The organism is Pseudomonas lalkuanensis, from assembly GCF_008807375.1.
GTDB lineage: Bacteria > Pseudomonadota > Gammaproteobacteria > Pseudomonadales > Pseudomonadaceae > Metapseudomonas > Metapseudomonas lalkuanensis.
Window position 1 is genome coordinate 1753657 of sequence record NZ_CP043311.1, and the last position, 16012, is coordinate 1769668.

General features: G+C 63.1%; 13 protein-coding genes. All 13 read left to right on the forward strand.

Features of this window, described 5'->3' with window-relative positions:
• The first annotated feature begins 14 nt into the window (after positions 1 to 14).
• Positions 15 to 788, forward strand: a complete 774-nt coding sequence (rfbF, locus tag FXN65_RS08265) for a glucose-1-phosphate cytidylyltransferase (protein ID WP_151132603.1) — start codon at positions 15 to 17, stop codon at positions 786 to 788.
• The gene (rfbG, locus tag FXN65_RS08270) at positions 770 to 1852 is read left to right on the forward strand and encodes a CDP-glucose 4,6-dehydratase (RefSeq protein ID WP_151132604.1); all 1083 of its coding nucleotides are present in this window, start codon (positions 770 to 772) and stop codon (positions 1850 to 1852) included. The genes rfbF and rfbG overlap by 19 nt, the downstream gene beginning before the upstream one ends.
• Positions 1849 to 2409, forward strand: coding sequence for a dTDP-4-dehydrorhamnose 3,5-epimerase family protein (locus tag FXN65_RS08275; RefSeq protein WP_151132605.1), 561 nt, complete (start codon positions 1849 to 1851; stop codon positions 2407 to 2409). The genes rfbG and FXN65_RS08275 overlap by 4 nt, the downstream gene beginning before the upstream one ends.
• Positions 2406 to 3629 carry a class I SAM-dependent methyltransferase gene (locus tag FXN65_RS08280; protein ID WP_151132606.1) on the forward strand — a complete coding sequence of 408 codons (1224 nt, stop codon included), beginning with the start codon at positions 2406 to 2408 and terminating at the stop codon, positions 3627 to 3629. Before FXN65_RS08275 ends, FXN65_RS08280 begins: the two co-directional genes overlap by 4 nt.
• Positions 3626 to 4771, forward strand: coding sequence for a DegT/DnrJ/EryC1/StrS family aminotransferase (locus FXN65_RS08285; RefSeq protein ID WP_151132607.1), 1146 nt, complete (start codon positions 3626 to 3628; stop codon positions 4769 to 4771). The genes FXN65_RS08280 and FXN65_RS08285 overlap by 4 nt, the downstream gene beginning before the upstream one ends.
• Positions 4768 to 5622 (forward strand): phytanoyl-CoA dioxygenase family protein, encoded by an 855-nt coding sequence (locus FXN65_RS08290; RefSeq protein WP_226283835.1) that lies wholly within the window; start codon positions 4768 to 4770, stop codon positions 5620 to 5622. The genes FXN65_RS08285 and FXN65_RS08290 overlap by 4 nt, the downstream gene beginning before the upstream one ends.
• The gene (locus FXN65_RS08295; protein WP_151132608.1) at positions 5619 to 6782 is read left to right on the forward strand and encodes a class I SAM-dependent methyltransferase; all 1164 of its coding nucleotides are present in this window, start codon (positions 5619 to 5621) and stop codon (positions 6780 to 6782) included. The genes FXN65_RS08290 and FXN65_RS08295 overlap by 4 nt, the downstream gene beginning before the upstream one ends.
• Positions 6783 to 6792: 10 nt before the next feature.
• Positions 6793 to 7305: a GNAT family N-acetyltransferase gene (locus FXN65_RS08300; RefSeq protein ID WP_151132609.1), complete on the forward strand. Its 513-nt coding sequence runs from the start codon at positions 6793 to 6795 to the stop codon at positions 7303 to 7305.
• Positions 7306 to 7379: 74 nt separating this feature from the next.
• Entirely contained in the window at positions 7380 to 8021 is a 642-nt protein-coding gene (locus FXN65_RS08305) for a WbqC family protein (protein ID WP_244620716.1), read from the forward strand.
• Positions 8014 to 8751 (forward strand): cephalosporin hydroxylase family protein, encoded by a 738-nt coding sequence (locus FXN65_RS08310; protein ID WP_151132611.1) that lies wholly within the window; start codon positions 8014 to 8016, stop codon positions 8749 to 8751. Before FXN65_RS08305 ends, FXN65_RS08310 begins: the two co-directional genes overlap by 8 nt.
• A 60-nt stretch (positions 8752 to 8811) precedes the next feature.
• Positions 8812 to 13992, forward strand: coding sequence for a glycosyltransferase (locus FXN65_RS08315; RefSeq protein WP_151132612.1), 5181 nt, complete (start codon positions 8812 to 8814; stop codon positions 13990 to 13992).
• Between the two features lie 307 nt (positions 13993 to 14299).
• Complete coding sequence (locus FXN65_RS08320) at positions 14300 to 15493, forward strand: flagellin (RefSeq protein WP_151132613.1); 1194 nt, start codon at positions 14300 to 14302, stop codon at positions 15491 to 15493.
• Between the two features lie 81 nt (positions 15494 to 15574).
• Positions 15575 to 15937 carry a flagellar protein FlaG gene (locus FXN65_RS08325; protein ID WP_151132614.1) on the forward strand — a complete coding sequence of 121 codons (363 nt, stop codon included), beginning with the start codon at positions 15575 to 15577 and terminating at the stop codon, positions 15935 to 15937.
• Positions 15938 to 16012: the final 75 nt, after the last annotated feature.

The window sequence follows — 16012 nt, forward strand, 5'->3', positions numbered from 1 at the left end:
CAGGGGAAGCAGCGATGAAAGCGGTCATTCTTGCCGGTGGCCTGGGCACTCGCATCAGCGAGGAATCCCATCTGAAACCCAAGCCGATGATCGAGATCGGCGGCAAGCCAATCCTCTGGCACATCATGAAGATGTATTCCCATCACGGCATCCAGGATTTCGTCATCTGCCTGGGCTACAAGGGCTACGCCATCAAGGATTTCTTCGCCAACTATTTCCTGCACACCTCCGACGTGACGTTCGACATGCGCAACAACCAGATGGAGGTCCACCAGAACTACAGCGAACCGTGGCGCGTGACGCTGGTGGATACCGGTGATGACAGCATGACCGGTGGTCGTCTGCGCCGGGTGGGGCGTTTCGTCGAAGGCGAAGAGGCCTTCTGCTTCACCTACGGTGACGGGGTCGCCGACGTGGATATCCGTGCCCTGGTGGCGTTCCACAGGCAGCACGGCAGGCGTGCGACGGTCACTGCCGTGCAGCCGCCGGGACGCTACGGCGCGCTTGATCTGAATGGGAACCGTGTCAACGGATTCGCCGAAAAGCCGCGTGGAGACGGCGGTTGGATCAATGGCGGCTTCTTCGTGCTGTCACCCGAGGTGCTGCGCTACATTGCCGATGATTCGACCGCTTGGGAGGCCGAACCGCTCGAACGACTGGCTGCCGAAGGGCAGTTGCAGGCCTATCAGCATCAGGGGTTCTGGCACGCGATGGACACTCTGCGTGACAAGAACCACCTGGAGCAGTTGTGGCAGACCGGGGAGGCGCCGTGGAAGCTGTGGCGCTGAATCCCGCCTTCTGGCAAGGCAAGCGGGTCCTGCTGACAGGCCATACCGGATTCAAGGGCGGTTGGTTGGCACTCTGGCTACAGCAATGGGGCGCACGGGTAACCGGTTTCGCGCTGCCGGCCGTGGCCGGTCCCAGCCTGTTCGAGTTGGCGCGGGTTGCCGAGGGGATCGATAGCCGGATCGGCGACCTGCGTGATCTGCCGGCGTTGCTGCAAGTGGTGGAAGATTGCAAGCCGGAAGTCGTGTTGCATCTCGCTGCGCAGCCCTTGGTGAGTGAGGGCTATCGCGACCCTGTCGGCACTTATGCCAGCAACGTCATGGGCACCCTGCACTTGCTGGAGGCCATTCGCCGCGTCGGCAGTGTGCGTGCCTGCGTCGTAGTGACCACCGACAAGGTTTATGCCAACAACGAATGGCCATGGCCGTACCGCGAGAATGAGCCGCTGGGTGGCCATGATCCCTACAGCAGCAGCAAGGCCTGCTGTGAGCTGCTGGTGCAGTCTTTCGCCGCCTCGTACTTTCCGGCATCGCGGCATGCTGCCCATGGGGTGGCGGTGGCCACGGCGCGGGCCGGTAATGTACTGGGGGGTGGTGATTTCGCTCCCGATCGCCTGGTGCCGGATATCCTGAAGGCCTGGAGCGGCGGAGAGCCGGTCACCCTGCGCTACCCCGAGGCAGTACGACCCTGGCAGCACGTGCTCGATCCGCTTGCCGGCTACCTGCAGCTGGCGCAGGGGCTTCATGAACAGGGCATGCCACTGGCCGGTGCCTGGAATTTCGGGCCCTCGGAAAGCGACTGCAGCACCGTGGGCGAACTGGTCGGGCGGCTGGCTTCACTCTGGCCGGAAGCCCCTGGACTGGTCGTCGAAGCGGCACAAATGCACGAGGCCGGCCTCCTTCGACTGGACAGCAATCGCGCCCGTCAACTGCTCGGCTGGCGGTCCCGGTGGCCGCTGCAGCAATGCCTGCAACAGACACTTGCCTGGCATCGCCACTGGCGCGAGGGCGCTGATATGCGCGCGACCTGCCTCGCACAGCTGGCCGACTACTGGAGGTGTGTGTGAGCGAGCTTCAGTTGTGTGCCTTGCCCCTGGAAGGGCTGCAATTGCTCAGACACCGCAGCCACCAGGATGCGCGTGGCCGGTTTTCCCGACTGTTCTGCGAAGGAAGCCTCGAACTGGCGAATTGCCCGTTCCACGTGCGCCAGATCAACCTGTCGATTACTCGAGAGCGCGGAACGGTGCGCGGCCTGCATTTCCAGTATCCGCCGCATGGGGAAAGCAAGCTGATCACCTGTCTTCGTGGCCGCATCTGGGATGTAGCGGTGGACTTGCGTCGCGGCTCGCCCACCTTCCTCCACTGGCATGCCGAGTGGCTGGAAGAGGGGGATGGTCAGAGCCTGCTGATTCCCCCGGGCTTCGCCCATGGTTTCCAGGCTGCCAGCGATTGCGTCGAGCTTCTGTATCTGCACAGCGTTGACTACAGCCCCACCCATGAAGGGGGGCTTTCGGTCAACGATCCGAGGCTGGCCATCGATTGGCCCATGCCTGTGGGCAACCTTTCCCCCCGTGACGCAGGTCACCCCTGGCTTCAGGACAGCTTCCAAGGAGTCGAGATATGAAGTGTCGTGGCTGTGGCGAGCCGGTGCGCCTGCCGCTGATCGACCTGGGCACTGCGCCGCCATCGAACGCTTATCTACGCGCCGACCAGCTCGACCAGACCGAACAGTGGGTGCCGCTGAGGGTATTGGTCTGTGAGTCGTGCTGGCTGGTCCAGACGGAAGACTATCGCGCTGCCGACAGCCTCTTCGATGCCGATTACGCCTATTTCAGCTCCTTCAGCAGCAGCTGGCTCGAGCATGCCCGCCACTATGTGGGGGAAATGGCCGAGCGCTTTTCCCTGGGCCAGGACAGCCGGGTAGTGGAAGTGGCCGCCAATGACGGATACCTGCTGCAGTTCGTCGCCGCTGCCGGTATTCCCTGCCTGGGTATCGAGCCCACCGCCAGTACGGCGCGCGCTGCCCGCGAGAAGGGCCTTGATATCCGCGAGACCTTCTTCGGCGAAGCGCAGGCCCATGCCCTTGCCGCGGAAGGATGGAATGCTGACCTGATGGTGGCCAACAACGTCCTCGCGCATGTGCCGGATATCAACGACTTCCTCCGGGGCTTCGCCGTGTTGCTCAAGTCCGACGGCGTGGCTACTTTCGAATTTCCGCATCTGCTGAGCCTGATGGCGGGGTACCAGTTCGATACGCTCTATCACGAGCACTATTCGTACCTTTCGCTGACGGCGGTCGCGGCTTTGTGCGAGCGCAATGGCTTGCACGTGTTCGATGTACAGCAACTGCCGACCCATGGAGGCTCTCTGCGGCTCTTCGTCCAGCGCGCAATGGGGCGTCGAGTCCGTACTGAGGCCGTCGACGACCTGCTTGCCCGGGAAGGCGAGGTGGGCGTGAAGACCAGGGCCTACTATGCCGGCCTGGCGCCAGCGGCGCTGCGCATCAAGCACGAGTTGTTGCGCTTCCTGCTCGAGGCCCGGGCACAGGGCAAGCGGGTCGCCGCCTACGGTGCCGCAGCCAAGGGCAATACCTTGCTGAATTACGCGGGAGTGCGCGAGGACCTGCTGGCCTGGGTCGCCGACCTGAGCCCGCACAAGCAAGGCAAGTTCCTGCCGGGCAGCCGCATTCCCATCGTCTCGCCTGCCCGGATAGACGAGGATCGCCCGGACTATCTGCTGGTATTGCCCTGGAACTTGCTGGCGGAAGTGCAGCAGCAATATGCCCGGATCGAGGAGTGGGGCGGGCGATTCGTCGTGGCCATACCGGAGTTGCAAGTGCTATGAGCAGGATCCATTACACCAAGCCCAGTATTGGCGAGTTGGAGCTCGAGTACGTCACCGATGCCGTACGCAACGGCTGGGGTGAGCGTTGCTACGACTATATCCATCGCTTCCAGAACGATTTTGCGCGCTACCTCGGCGTCTCCCATGCCGTTGCCGCGTCCAGCTGCACCGGTGCCCTTCACCTGGGACTGAGGGCGTTGGACATCGGCGCGGGGGACGAAGTCATCCTGGCGGACATCAACTGGATCGCCTCTGCTGCGCCAGTGTTCTACGTTGGCGCTGTGCCGGTGCTGGTGGATGTGCTGGAAGACAGCTGGTGCCTGGACCCTGAACAGGTTCGTCGCGCCATTACCCCGCGGACCCGCGCGATCATCGCGGTCCATCTGTACGGCAACCTGGCCGCGATGCGTGAGCTGAAGGAGATTGCCGACCAGCATGGAATAGCGCTGATCGAGGACGCCGCCGAGGCTCTGGGCTCGGCTATCGACGGCCACAAGGCCGGCAGTCTGTCGACCTTCTCGGTGTTTTCCTTCCATGGCACCAAGGTGATGACCACTGGCGAGGGTGGCATGCTGGCCAGCCGCGATGCCGAACTGGTCCGCCGCGTCGAGCAGCTCAACAACCACGGGCGGGCTGCCGGCGACATGCGCCAGTTCTGGCCTTCAGAACTTGGGCACAAGTACAAGATGTCCAACCTGCAGGCCGCGCTCGGCTGCGCCCAGCTCGAGCGGATCGACGAGCTGGTGTGCCGCAAGCGTGAGATCTTCGCGTACTACGCCGAACGCCTGCTTCCGGCCCTGCCCGGCTGCCGCATGAATCCGGAACCCGAGGGTTGCCTGAATAGCTACTGGATGCCGACCCTGGTGTTGCCCACCGAGTTTGCCGGTCGACGAGCCGAAGTGCTCGAGTCGCTGCGCCTGGCGGGCATAGACGCGCGGATTTTCTTCCAGCCCTTGGGCGACACGCCGGTATTCGCCGGGATTGCCCGCCGGCCGACCCCCGTTTCCCATGACCTGGCACAGCGCGCCTTCAACCTGCCGAGCTACCACGACATGAGTCGGATAGACCAGGACAGGGTGGTGAGCGCGATTCTCGCCGGGATCGATGGCCGGGCTACCGGCATGATGGGAGCTGCTCCGTGACTGGCGCGCTGCTGACTCCTGCGCAGCGCGAGACTTTCCAAGAGGAAGGCCTGCTGATCATTCCCGGCTTCTATGACCTGGAAAGTGACATCCTGCCGATCCAGCGTGCCATCTACGACATCATCGGCCTGGTGATCGACAAGTACAGACTGCCGATTTCGCGTCAGCCCTTCAGTGCCGAAACCTTCGATAGCGGCTATCAGGCGTTGATCGCGACCAATCGTGCCCATGGCGCTGAAGTCTATGACGCGGTCAAGCAGATCCCGGCGTTCGTACGCCTGGTCGCCCATCCCTTGCATGATCGCTTGTTCCGCGAGCTGCGCGGCGAAGACGCACTGCCGGGCGTCGCTGCCGGTGGCTATGGCATCCGCATTGACAATCCCGGGGAAGAACGCTTTCGCGCCAACTGGCATCAGGAGTATCCGGCTCAGTTGCGCAGCCTGGATGGCCTGGTCTACTGGAGCCCTCTGCTCAAGGTGAGCGAGGAGCTGGGACCTGTTCAGTTCTGCTTGGGCTCGCACCACGACGGACTCGTACCTGTACATTCCGTGGGCGCAGGCGGAAAAACGCGGGCTTATGCGCTGGTCCTGCAGGATGAGCAGGAACGAATCGCGCGATATCCGCAGGCGGCGCCCCTTACCGCGCCGGGTGACCTGGTGGTGGTGGACTTTCTGGTGCTGCATGCTTCGGGCTTCAACCGGGCGCAACGTTCGCGCTGGTCGATGCAGCTCCGCTACTTCAATTTCAACGAACCCACCGGCCGCGCCCATGGCTGGAAGGGATCCTTTGCGGCCGGCGTGGACTTTCGCAGTGTTCACCCCGAGCTGTGTGCCGATGGGGAGGCTGAATGACTCGGACACTGTGCCAGGTATGCGCTGGCGCCGATCTGAAGATGCTCTATGAGATGGACTCCGGACTGGCGCTGACCTCGTTGGGTAAGACCTATCCGGCCTCGACCCGGGTATGGGCCTGCCAGGCCTGCGCGCATCTGCAGACCGATGAGATGGAGCAGGTCGACCGCTATTACGCCGAGCAGTACAACATCCTTGCTGACAGCGAGGAAGAAGATCAGATCTACGAAGTGCGCGGGGGGCGTCCGCTGTATCGCACCGAGCACCAGCTTGCGGTATTGCTGGAGAAGGTCCCACTGGAATCGGGTGCACGAGTGCTCGACTACGGCTGCGCCAAGAGTTCGACCATGCAGGCACTGCTAAAGCACAGGGCCGACCTGCAGGTGCATCTGTTCGATGTCAGTGATGCCTACCGGCGATTCTGGTCCGCTTTCCTTCCGGAACAGCGTTGGTCGACCTTCGAGCCGAAGTCGGAATGGGCTGGAAGCTTCGACCTGGTGACATCGTTCTTCGCTCTCGAGCACATCGTCCAGCCGATCCAGGCGTTGCAACGCATTCGCGCGCTGGTACGGCCCGGTGGCCACTTCTATTGTGTGGTCCCTAACGTGGCGACGAACATCGCCGATTTCATCGTGGTCGATCATGTCAACCATTTCACCGAAAGCTCGCTGGGCTACCTGTTGCAGCAGGCCGGCTTCGAAATCGAGTGCATCGATGCCGACTCGCATCGTGGCGCGTTCGTGATCCTGGCCCGTCGCCCGCAGAGTGGGCTGGCCGAACCGTCGTTGGATGGGGGCGTAGTGGCGCGAAACCTGGTGGAGCTGGAGCGCATTGCGTCCTTTTGGCAGGGGGCGGCGGACAAGATCATGTCCTACGTCGATGGATTGCCAGAAGATGCCTGTTGCGCCGTATATGGCGCCGGCTTCTATGGCTCCTTCATTGCGGCCTGCCTTGGCGGTGCCGAGCGCATCTCCTGCTTCGTCGACCAGAACCCGTTCCTCCGGGGACGGCAATTGTTCGGCAGGCCGATCGTGGCTCCGGCCGAGCTGGACGAAAACGTCGACACGATCCTGGTGGGCCTCAATCCGGCCCACGCGCGGCAGATCATCGCCGACATCCCTGCGTTGCAGGGGCGCTCATTGCGTCAGTTCTACCTCTGAGGAGCGGTCCATGCTGGAAGGACAGACAATCGAATTGAGAGCCTGGCGGGACGAAGACGTGCCCACCCTCGTTGCACTGCGCAATGATCTGGAGCTGCAGAACCTGCTGATGGCCCAGGCACGTCCGAACTCGGTCGAGAAGGTGCGTCGCTGGCTCATCGACAAGAGTGGCAGCGAAGATGTGCTGTTTTTCATCATTGGTGCCCGTGACGGCGGACACTGCCTTGGCTACTTGCAGCTGTACAACCAGCGCCCTTTCCACGGGACGGCTGAGCTCGGCATCTGCCTGGCGCCGGACGCACAGGGCAGGGGAGCAGGGCGGGAAGCCCTGATTCTGGTCGAAGACTACGCCCGCCGGATTTTCTCCATCCGCAAGATTGTCCTCCACGTGCTGGCGGACAATCCGGCCACCGGTTTCTACCGGCGTGTCGGCTACCGCGAGGTGGGTTGCCTGCAAGCGCATGCCCGCATCGATGGGGCCTACCGCGATGTATTGATCATGGAGAGGCTGTTGCTGCCATGAGGGTGGTCATATCCCAGCCCATGTTCTTTCCGTGGCCCGGCTTTCTCGAGCAAGTGTGCCTGGCGGATGTGTTCGTGCACTACAACGACGTGCAGTTCTCCAAGGGCAGCTTTACCAACCGGGTACAGGTCAAGACGGCCAAGGGCAGCCACTGGTTGAGCGTGCCGCTGACCGGACTGTCGCTTGGCCAACTGATCGCCGAGGTGCGGCCTGACCATCGCACCGACTGGCGCACCAGGCATCGGGCCCTGTTAGAGCAGGCGTACGCCGCTGCACCGTACCGCACCGAGATGCTGGCGCTGCTCGATCAGGTGTACGCATCAGACTGCGACAGCATTGCGAAGATTGGCGACCTGTCGCTCAAGGTGCTCTGCGAGTATTTCGGCCTGGCGCGCAATACGCGCTTTGTCGGCATTGAAGAACTGGGTATCGGCGGAGCCGGCAGTGAGCGGGTTCTGGCGATTGTCAGGGCCCTGGGTGGCAGCCATTACGTGACCGGGCTCGGTGCACGGAATTACCTTGACCACCAGGCCTTCGAGCGGGCCGGTATCCAGGTGGAATACATGAATTACAGCAAGTCGTCCTATCCGCAGTTGCATGGCGACTTCACCCCTTTCGTATCCAGCCTCGACCTCGTTGCCAACTGTGGGCGACAGGGAGCGGAGCTGATCCAACCCAGTACCTTGCCCTGGCGGGAGTTCGTGAAAGATGAATGAAATAGAGCGGTTCGCGGCCGAGGTGGAGGCAAATATCGACGGCCTGCACGAAGATCGGGATGTGCAGGCGCTGTCGCGTATCTGGCTGCGGGAGATCACCCGCCACAAGTACGCCTACAACTTCCGTTGGATGGGACGACCGATCATCCAGTTCCCGCAGGACATGATCGCCATGCAGGAGCTCATCTGGAACATCCAGCCGGACCTGATCATCGAGACCGGCGTGGCCCACGGCGGCTCCGCGCTCTACTACGCCTCGCTGCTCGAATTGCTGGGCGGTGACGGTTACGTGCTGGGGGTGGATATCGACATCCGCGCCCACAACCGAACTGAGATCGAACGCCATCCGATGAGCAAGCGCTTGCGCCTGATCCAGGGCTCGTCCATTGCCCCGGAAACGGTCCAGCAGGTTGCCGAGCATGTTCGTGGAAAGCAGCGGGTGCTGGTTGTGCTGGATTCGAACCATACCCATGAACACGTCCTGGCCGAGTTGCAGGCTTACTCGCCGTTCGTGACCCGGGACAGCTATCTCGTGGTGTACGACACCCTGCTGGAAGACATGCCTGACGACCTTCAGGCCAGCGATCGTCCGTGGGGGCGCGGCAACAACCCGAAAACGGCGGTGCACCAATTCCTTGGCGAGAACGATCGCTTCGAGATCGACAAGCGGATCGTCAGCAAATTGCTCATCACAGTCGCGCCCGATGGCTACCTGCGCTGCGTCCGCTGACGCGCGCATGCCTGTACGCGGGTGGAAAAGCCTTTGAAATTCCTGGTTACGGGGAGCCCCATGCCAAAGCTCGAACATAAAGTCGTTGTCACGGTTCCCGTCTACAACGAAGGACCCTACGTGCTGGAGACACTGAAGTCTCTGGCCGCCCAGACCTACCCGGACTTCAGGGCGCTGGTCGCAGACAACGCGTCCACCGATGAAACCGAGCGCGTCTGCCGAGAGTTCTGCGAGAAGGACCCGCGCTTCACCTACGTTCGGCACGATAGCAATCTGGGGGCTACCGCCAACTTCCAGTATTGCTTCGAGAACACGTCGTCCGAGTTGTTCATGTGGCTCGGTGGACACGACATGCTGCATCCCGAGTTCCTCCAGGAAGCCTGTGCGCGGATGGATGCTGATCGCAGCCTCAGTCTCGTGTACAGCCATACCCAGTGGATCGATGAGAATGACCGCGTACTGGCGCACACCAATGGCGGCAACTATGTCTTCGATGAGCCGCTGACGCCCCATGAGCGCCATCAGCGGTTGCTGAACTCACTCGACCGCTGCGAGGCGATCAACCAACTGCTGCGGCGAGAGTTCGTCGATCTCCCGTTCAGACCCATCGTCAGCGCCGACCTGGTGTTTCTCTGCCACCTGGCCGCCCATGGACCTTTTGCCCGCATAGAGCGGCCGCTCTACATCCGTCGTGAGATCAGCAAGCGCACCTCGACCATGATGGAGCGCATCACTGGCAAGCGCGTGGCGCCAAAGTACCAGGAACTGGCGGCGTTCTTCACCGAGAGCATTTGCCTGCACCGGAACGTCGCGGAAGCCGCCAAGTCGCAACTGATCGCCGACACCCTGGCCTGGCTGAACAAGCGTTTCTCGATTTTCACGGCGCCTGAAGTTACCGAGTCGGTCCTCGCACCTGCACCGGCGGAACAAGGTGCGCCACCTTTCTTCAGCGTCGTCATGCCGGTCTACAACCGCGAACGCTACGTGCGCGAGGCCATCGAGTCGGTGCTGGCGCAGGACGACACCGACTTCGAACTGGTAGTGGTGGATGACGGTTCCACCGACCGTTCGGTGGCGATCGTCCGTTCCATCCAGGACCCGCGCATCCGCCTGCTCCACAACGACCACGGCGGCGGCGCTTCGGCGCGTAACAAGGGGCTTGCCGCTGCACGCGGCGAGTTCGTGGTGTGGATCGACAGCGACGACCGCCAGGCCAAGGGCGCGCTTTCGGCGCTGCGCCGGAGCATCGCCGGGAATCCCGGATCGGATGTGTTCTATGGCGACCTGGAGATCTTCGACGATCGCTTCCCCGGCCAGGTGCACCGCACCCGCTATGCCGACTACCAGGGCAAGTCGCTGCTGCCGATGCTGGTCCAGGGCAACTGCCTGCCCAACCCCGGCACCGCCGTGCGCCGTGCCTTGTACACGCGCCATGGCGACTACGACACGACCTTCACCCGTTGCCACGACTACCAGATCTGGACTCGCCTGGCCGACACGGCCGACTTCAAGAAAGTCGACGCGATCCTCTGCCACTGGCGCCAGCATGGCGAAAGTCTTTCCAGCGCGAAGACCCGGGCCTTCGAAGGCAAGGTGGTGCTGGATGCCTTCGCCCGTTATCCCGTCAGCCGACTGTTTCCCGACCTTGCCGACGACCGGGCGGGAAAGGCTGCCGCCTGCTGGCGCGTGTCGAGCATCCTGCGTCAGATCGACGAGCATGGCCCGGCACTGCGCATGGCCCACAAGGCGCGAGCCCTCGGCCAGGAAAACGCCGAGGCACTGGCCGAACTGGACAAGCTGGCCGGTGCGCGATACGAGCCGCTGTTCTCCATCATCCTGACGACCTACAACCGCCCTGGCCTGTTGAGGGATGCCCTGGTCAGCCTGGGTGATCAGACCCTGCGCGACTTCGAGGTGATCCTGGTGAACGACCATGGCGATCCGGTGGAGTCGCTGCTGGCGGAGTTCGACTTTCCCATCACCTACCTCTATCAGGGGCGCAATCAGGGGCTGTCCGCCGCCCGGAACGCGGGACTTAAGCTGGCGAAGGGACGCTACGTCAGCTACCTGGACGACGACGACATCTATCTCCCGGAACACCTGGCGGTACTGGCGAACACCTTCGAGCAGCACCCACTGGCCGTGGTCTACACCGGTGTGGAATACATCAACGAACAGGTGGAAGGCGGCGAGCGCATCGAGCTGAGCCGCAGTGCGCCGTTCGCCCATGCGGCCTATGACAAGGAGCGCCTGTTCGTCCAGAACTACATCCCTGTGAATACCTGGGCGCATCCCCGCAGCATGCTGGCGGAGGTCGGTGAATTCGATACCGGCCTGACGGCCTTCGAAGACTGGGACATGCTGCTGCGGCTCGCCGCCCGGCATCCCCTGGTCCATGTGCCGCAGGTGACCGCCGAGGTTCACCTGCGGGACGCTCCGAATACCGGCTCCGACCATATGCTCGGTCGCGAGCAGAAGAATTTCGGCGGCCTCTACCAGGAGATGTATCGCCGCCATTCCGATCTGGGCAGCGATGCCGTGCGCCAGGCTCGCCAGGAAATGCTCAAGCGCTTCGGCATCCAGGATTCGGCCGGTGGGCGAGTGCGTAATGCCAGCCTGCAGGAGTGGTTGCACAAGCGTGTGCTCACGCCGACCCAGCAGCGTCTGGTGGAGGAGCGCCTGCAGCAGGGCGGGCCGAGCATCGGCGTCGTGGTTCGGGATATGAAGGGGGATGCTGCCGCCGTAGCGCTCACTCTGGAATCGCTGAACCCCTCCCGTAATGCCTACCACAATGTGCAGCCGCTGTTGCTGACTGTTGCGCAATCGGCTGCGGAGGGCTTCCCGGGGCGGGTTGTCGGGGTTTCTGCGGATGCGTGGGTAATGCCGCTCAACCAGGCGTTGCAGGCCGCCGATTTCGACTGGCTCGTCCTGGTCAATGCCGGTGATGAGCTCACCTCCAACGGCCTGCTGATGGCTTGCCTGGAATTGCTCACGGCGCCCGACTGCAGGGCCGTGTATTGCGACCAGATGTACCGTCAATCGAACGGCGATCTGGGGGCCGCCTTCCGGCCGGCCTTCAACCTCGACTATCTGCTCAGCTTCCCGGCGGGCATGGCCCATCACTGGCTGTTCCGTCGGGACGTGCTGCTGGAGGCGGGCGGTTTCGACGCGGGCCTCCCTCGTGCGGTCGAACTGGAGATGCTCCTGCGGCTGATCGGCTCCGGCGGTCTTGCCGGGCTCGGGCACATCGCCGAGCCGCTGCTGATCACCGATGCGCCGACGGTTTGCGATATCGAAGACGAACGACAGGCAATCCTGCGTCATCTGCAGGAGCGGGGTTACGAGCAACCCAGGATCGAGTCCGATCAGCCGGGGCAATACCGCATCCACTACGGGCACCCGCAGCAGCCGATGGTTTCGCTGCTGGTCCTGGCGGGCAGCCAGCTTGCGAGGCTGCAACGCTGTGTGGAGAGTTTGCTCGAGACGACTCGTTATTCGCGCTACGAACTGCTTCTGATCGAGAGCGATCCCGCTGCGGGCGAGGTCCGGGACTGGCTCAAGGCGCTCGAAGGAATGGGCGAAGCGCGCCTGAGAACCGTCTGGCCCGCCGCGGCGCAGCTCAGTGCGGCGGCAGCGCTGAATCTTGCTGCCAGCCAGGCGAAGGGCGACTACCTGTTGCTGCTCTCGCCGGATACCGCGGTGATCGACCCGCAATGGCTGGACGAACTGGTCAATCATGCCCAGCGTCCGGAAGTCGGAGTAGTCGGGGCCAAGTTGCTTGCCGCCGATGGATCGGTCCGGCATGCGGGCCTGATCCTCGGGCTGGAGGGGCCGGTCGGTCGCCCATTCGTGGGCGAGCCCCTGGACGCGCCCGGCTACCTGCAGCGCCTGCAGGTCGACCAGAACTACAGCGCCGTCAGCCGCGAGTGCCTGATGATTGGCCGGGAGCTTTTCGGCTCGCTGGGCGGAATCGCTGAGGACCTGCCGGAAAACTACATCGACGCGGACATCTGCCTGCGCGCCAGGCAGGCAGGTTACCTGACGGTCTGGGCGGCCAACGCGAAACTGATGCTCGATGCTGACGAGGCGCCCGCCGTTTCCGTGGAGGGACAGGACGCGTTCTACGCCAAGTGGCTGCCGGTGTTGGCACGCGACCCGGCATACAACCCCTGCTTCTCGCTGGCCATGCCCGGCGGCTTCAAGTTGGCCGACACCGCGCTGTCCTGGCGGCCGCTGTCGTCCTGGAAGCCGCTGCCGACCGTGCTGGCCCATCCGGCGGACCAGTTCGGCTGTGGCCATTACCGTGTCATGCAGCCCTTCGCCGCCCTGCAACAGGCAGGGATGGCCGACGGTGCGCTGTCGATGGGGTTGATGCACGTGACCGATCTGGAGCGCTACGCGCCGGACACCATCGTCCTGCAACGGCAGATTGGCGACGAGCGCCTGGAAGCCATGCGGCGGATGAAGGCTTTCTCCGGAGCCTTCAAGGTGTACGAGCTGGACGACTACCTGCTGAACCTGCCGATGAAGAGCGCACATCGCCAGCACATGCCCAAGGACATTCTCAAGTCCCTGCGGCGTGGCCTGGGGTTCGTCGACCGTTTCGTGGTCTCCACGCATCCGCTCGCCGAAGCCTTTGCCGGCATGCATGAGGACATTGTGGTGGTCGAGAACCGCTTGCCGGTCGGCTGGTGGCAGGGGCTGCAGGGTCAGCGCCGCGTTTCCGCCAAACCGCGAGTGGGCTGGGCGGGCGGTTCGAGCCATACCGGCGACCTGGAGCTGATCGAGGACGTCGTCAAGGAATTGGCCAACGAGGTGGAGTGGGTCTTCTTCGGCATGTGCCCGGAGTCGATGCGCCCCTACGTCCACGAGTTCCACCCTGGCGTGGCCATCGAGCAGTATCCGGCAGCGCTCGCCCGGTTGAACCTGGATCTGGCCCTGGCACCGGTGGAGGAGAACCTGTTCAACGAGTGCAAGAGCAACCTGCGCCTGCTGGAGTACGGTGCCTGTGGCTTCCCGGTGATCTGCAGCGATATCCGTTGCTATCAGGGCGACCTGCCGGTGACCCGCGTGAAGAACCGCTTCAAGGACTGGGTGGAGGCGATCCGCATGCACCTGGCCGACCTGGAGGCCACCGCCCGCATGGGTGACGAGCTCCAGGCCGTGGTTCGCCGGGACTGGATGCTGGAGGGTCGTAACCTCGAGCTCTGGCTCAAGGGCTGGACACCCGGTTCGCACTGACGCTCCTGACGTCGAAATCGACAAGGCCCCGCACATGCGGGGCCTTGTCGTTTCTTGACCGGGGCGGGGCCCCTTGCCGGATCGGTCAGAATCCGGCCCTCAAGTTTTCGGGATGCGGGTCGAAAAGCTGGCTGGATGGCGGACGTTGGCTTGGCAAGCCCCGGGTAAGAAATTTTTTTTGAATGCCCCTAAAGCTTCCTCCGACACCGCCGATACGAAGTACGAATGCGAACTTTATGGGTGCCTGGGCGATGCCCGCCCAAGGTCGCAAGCTCAGGCAAACACGCAGTCCTCGGAGGACACCACCATGGCTTTGACCGTCAACACGAACATTGCTTCTCTCAATACCCAGCGCAACCTGAACACCTCCTCCCGTGCGCTGGACACTTCCCTGCAGCGTCTGTCCACCGGTTCCCGCATCAACAGCGCCAAGGACGACGCCGCCGGCCTGCAGATCGCCAACCGCCTGAGCAGCCAGATCAACGGCCTCGGCGTTGCGGTGAAGAACTCCAACGACGGTATCTCCATGGCGCAGACCGCTGAAGGCGCTCTGCAGCAGTCCACCAGCATCCTGCAGCGTATGCGTGACCTGGCCCTGCAGTCGTCCAACGGCTCCAACAGCACCGAAGAACGCAAGGCCCTGAACGACGAAGTGACCGAGCTGAAGAAAGAGCTGGATCGTATCTCCAATACCACCACCTTCGGTGGTCGCAAGCTCCTCGACGGCACCTTCGGCACCACCACCTTCCAGGTGGGCAGCGCCGCCAACGAAACCATCAGCGTCAAGATCGACGAGATGAGCACCGAGTCCCTGGAAGCTACCTTCAGCTCCGGCACCGTTGCTTCCGGTTCCGTTGCCACCGCCCCGGCCAGCGCTTCCGGCGCCATCGCCATCTCCGTGACCATGGCTGGCGGCCAGGCGCGTACCTTCAGCGCCACCTACGCCAGCGGTGCCACCGCTGCCGAGCAGGTGCAGGCCCTGGCTACCGTGATCAACGACGCCAACATCGGCGTGGGTGCCTTCGTCAATGACACCGGTGGCATCGATCTGGTGTCCTCGCTGACCTCTGGCTCCGCCGACGGCAACATCCAGAACCTGACCTTCGCTTCGGGTGCAAGCGTCACCGCTGCCGAATCCGCAGCCGGCACCGGCACCAACCTGGCCATCTCCACCGTGACCGATGACAACCAGGTGAAGGACATCGACCTGACCGAGGTGAAGTCTTCCCAGGAAGCCGTGATCATCATCGACCAGGCCATCCAGTCCATCGACGCCCAGCGCGCCAGCCTCGGTGCCGTGCAGAACCGCTTCGAGAACACCATCTCGAACCTGCAGAACATCGGCGAGAACGTGTCGGCCGCCCGCGGTCGAATCCAGGACACCGACTTCGCAGCAGAAACGGCTAACCTGACCAAGAACCAGATCCTGCAACAGGCAGGTACCTCGATCCTGGCCCAGGCCAACCAGCTGCCGCAGGCGGTCCTCAGCCTCCTGGGCTAAGGCCCGGACGAGGCAAGGCGGTAAACGCGGGGGGAAGTGCTTGGCGCTTCCCCCCTTCTTGCCATTTGTGAGGTGAGCACAATGGATATCGGAATCATCAACCTGACGGGGAAGGGCGTGAATGCCACTCCGGCCGGCAATGCCCAGGTTCGCGGCCCGGCGGAGAAGGAAAGCCCCGAGAAGGTGTCCGAGCAGGCACGGCAAAAGTCCGAGGCCCAGGAGCGCGAGCCGGTCGAAGCCGCCGCCTCCAGCATCCAGGAGTTCGTCCAGAGCATTCGCCGCAACCTGAATTTCGACGTTGACGACAGCAGTGGCCGGGTCGTGGTGCAGGTGACCGATACGGAGTCCGGAGAAGTGATCCGTCAGATTCCGTCGGAGGATGCGCTGAAATTGGCGGAAAGCCTCTCGGAAATGCGCAGCCTGCTGTTCAAGGCCGAAGCCTGACACGCAGGGGCGGTACCTCCGTGCTACGTGGCACGTTTCTTGACTGCTTTATCGAATATTGGAGCAGGCGTCAGA

Excerpts from the sequence above, each read along its gene's own strand:
- FXN65_RS08300 (WP_151132609.1), top strand. The coding sequence starts at position 6,793 with ATGCTGGAAGGACAGACAATCGAATTGAGAGCCTGGCGGGACGAAGAC.
- FXN65_RS08295 (WP_151132608.1), top strand. The coding sequence starts at position 5,619 with ATGACTCGGACACTGTGCCAGGTATGCGCTGGCGCCGATCTGAAGATG.
- rfbF (WP_151132603.1), top strand. The coding sequence starts at position 15 with ATGAAAGCGGTCATTCTTGCCGGTGGCCTGGGCACTCGCATCAGCGAG.
- FXN65_RS08310 (WP_151132611.1), top strand. The coding sequence starts at position 8,014 with ATGAATGAAATAGAGCGGTTCGCGGCCGAGGTGGAGGCAAATATCGAC.
- FXN65_RS08285 (WP_151132607.1), top strand. The coding sequence starts at position 3,626 with ATGAGCAGGATCCATTACACCAAGCCCAGTATTGGCGAGTTGGAGCTC.
- FXN65_RS08325 (WP_151132614.1), top strand. The coding sequence starts at position 15,575 with ATGGATATCGGAATCATCAACCTGACGGGGAAGGGCGTGAATGCCACT.
- FXN65_RS08280 (WP_151132606.1), top strand. The coding sequence starts at position 2,406 with ATGAAGTGTCGTGGCTGTGGCGAGCCGGTGCGCCTGCCGCTGATCGAC.
- FXN65_RS08315 (WP_151132612.1), top strand. The coding sequence starts at position 8,812 with ATGCCAAAGCTCGAACATAAAGTCGTTGTCACGGTTCCCGTCTACAAC.
- FXN65_RS08320 (WP_151132613.1), top strand. The coding sequence starts at position 14,300 with ATGGCTTTGACCGTCAACACGAACATTGCTTCTCTCAATACCCAGCGC.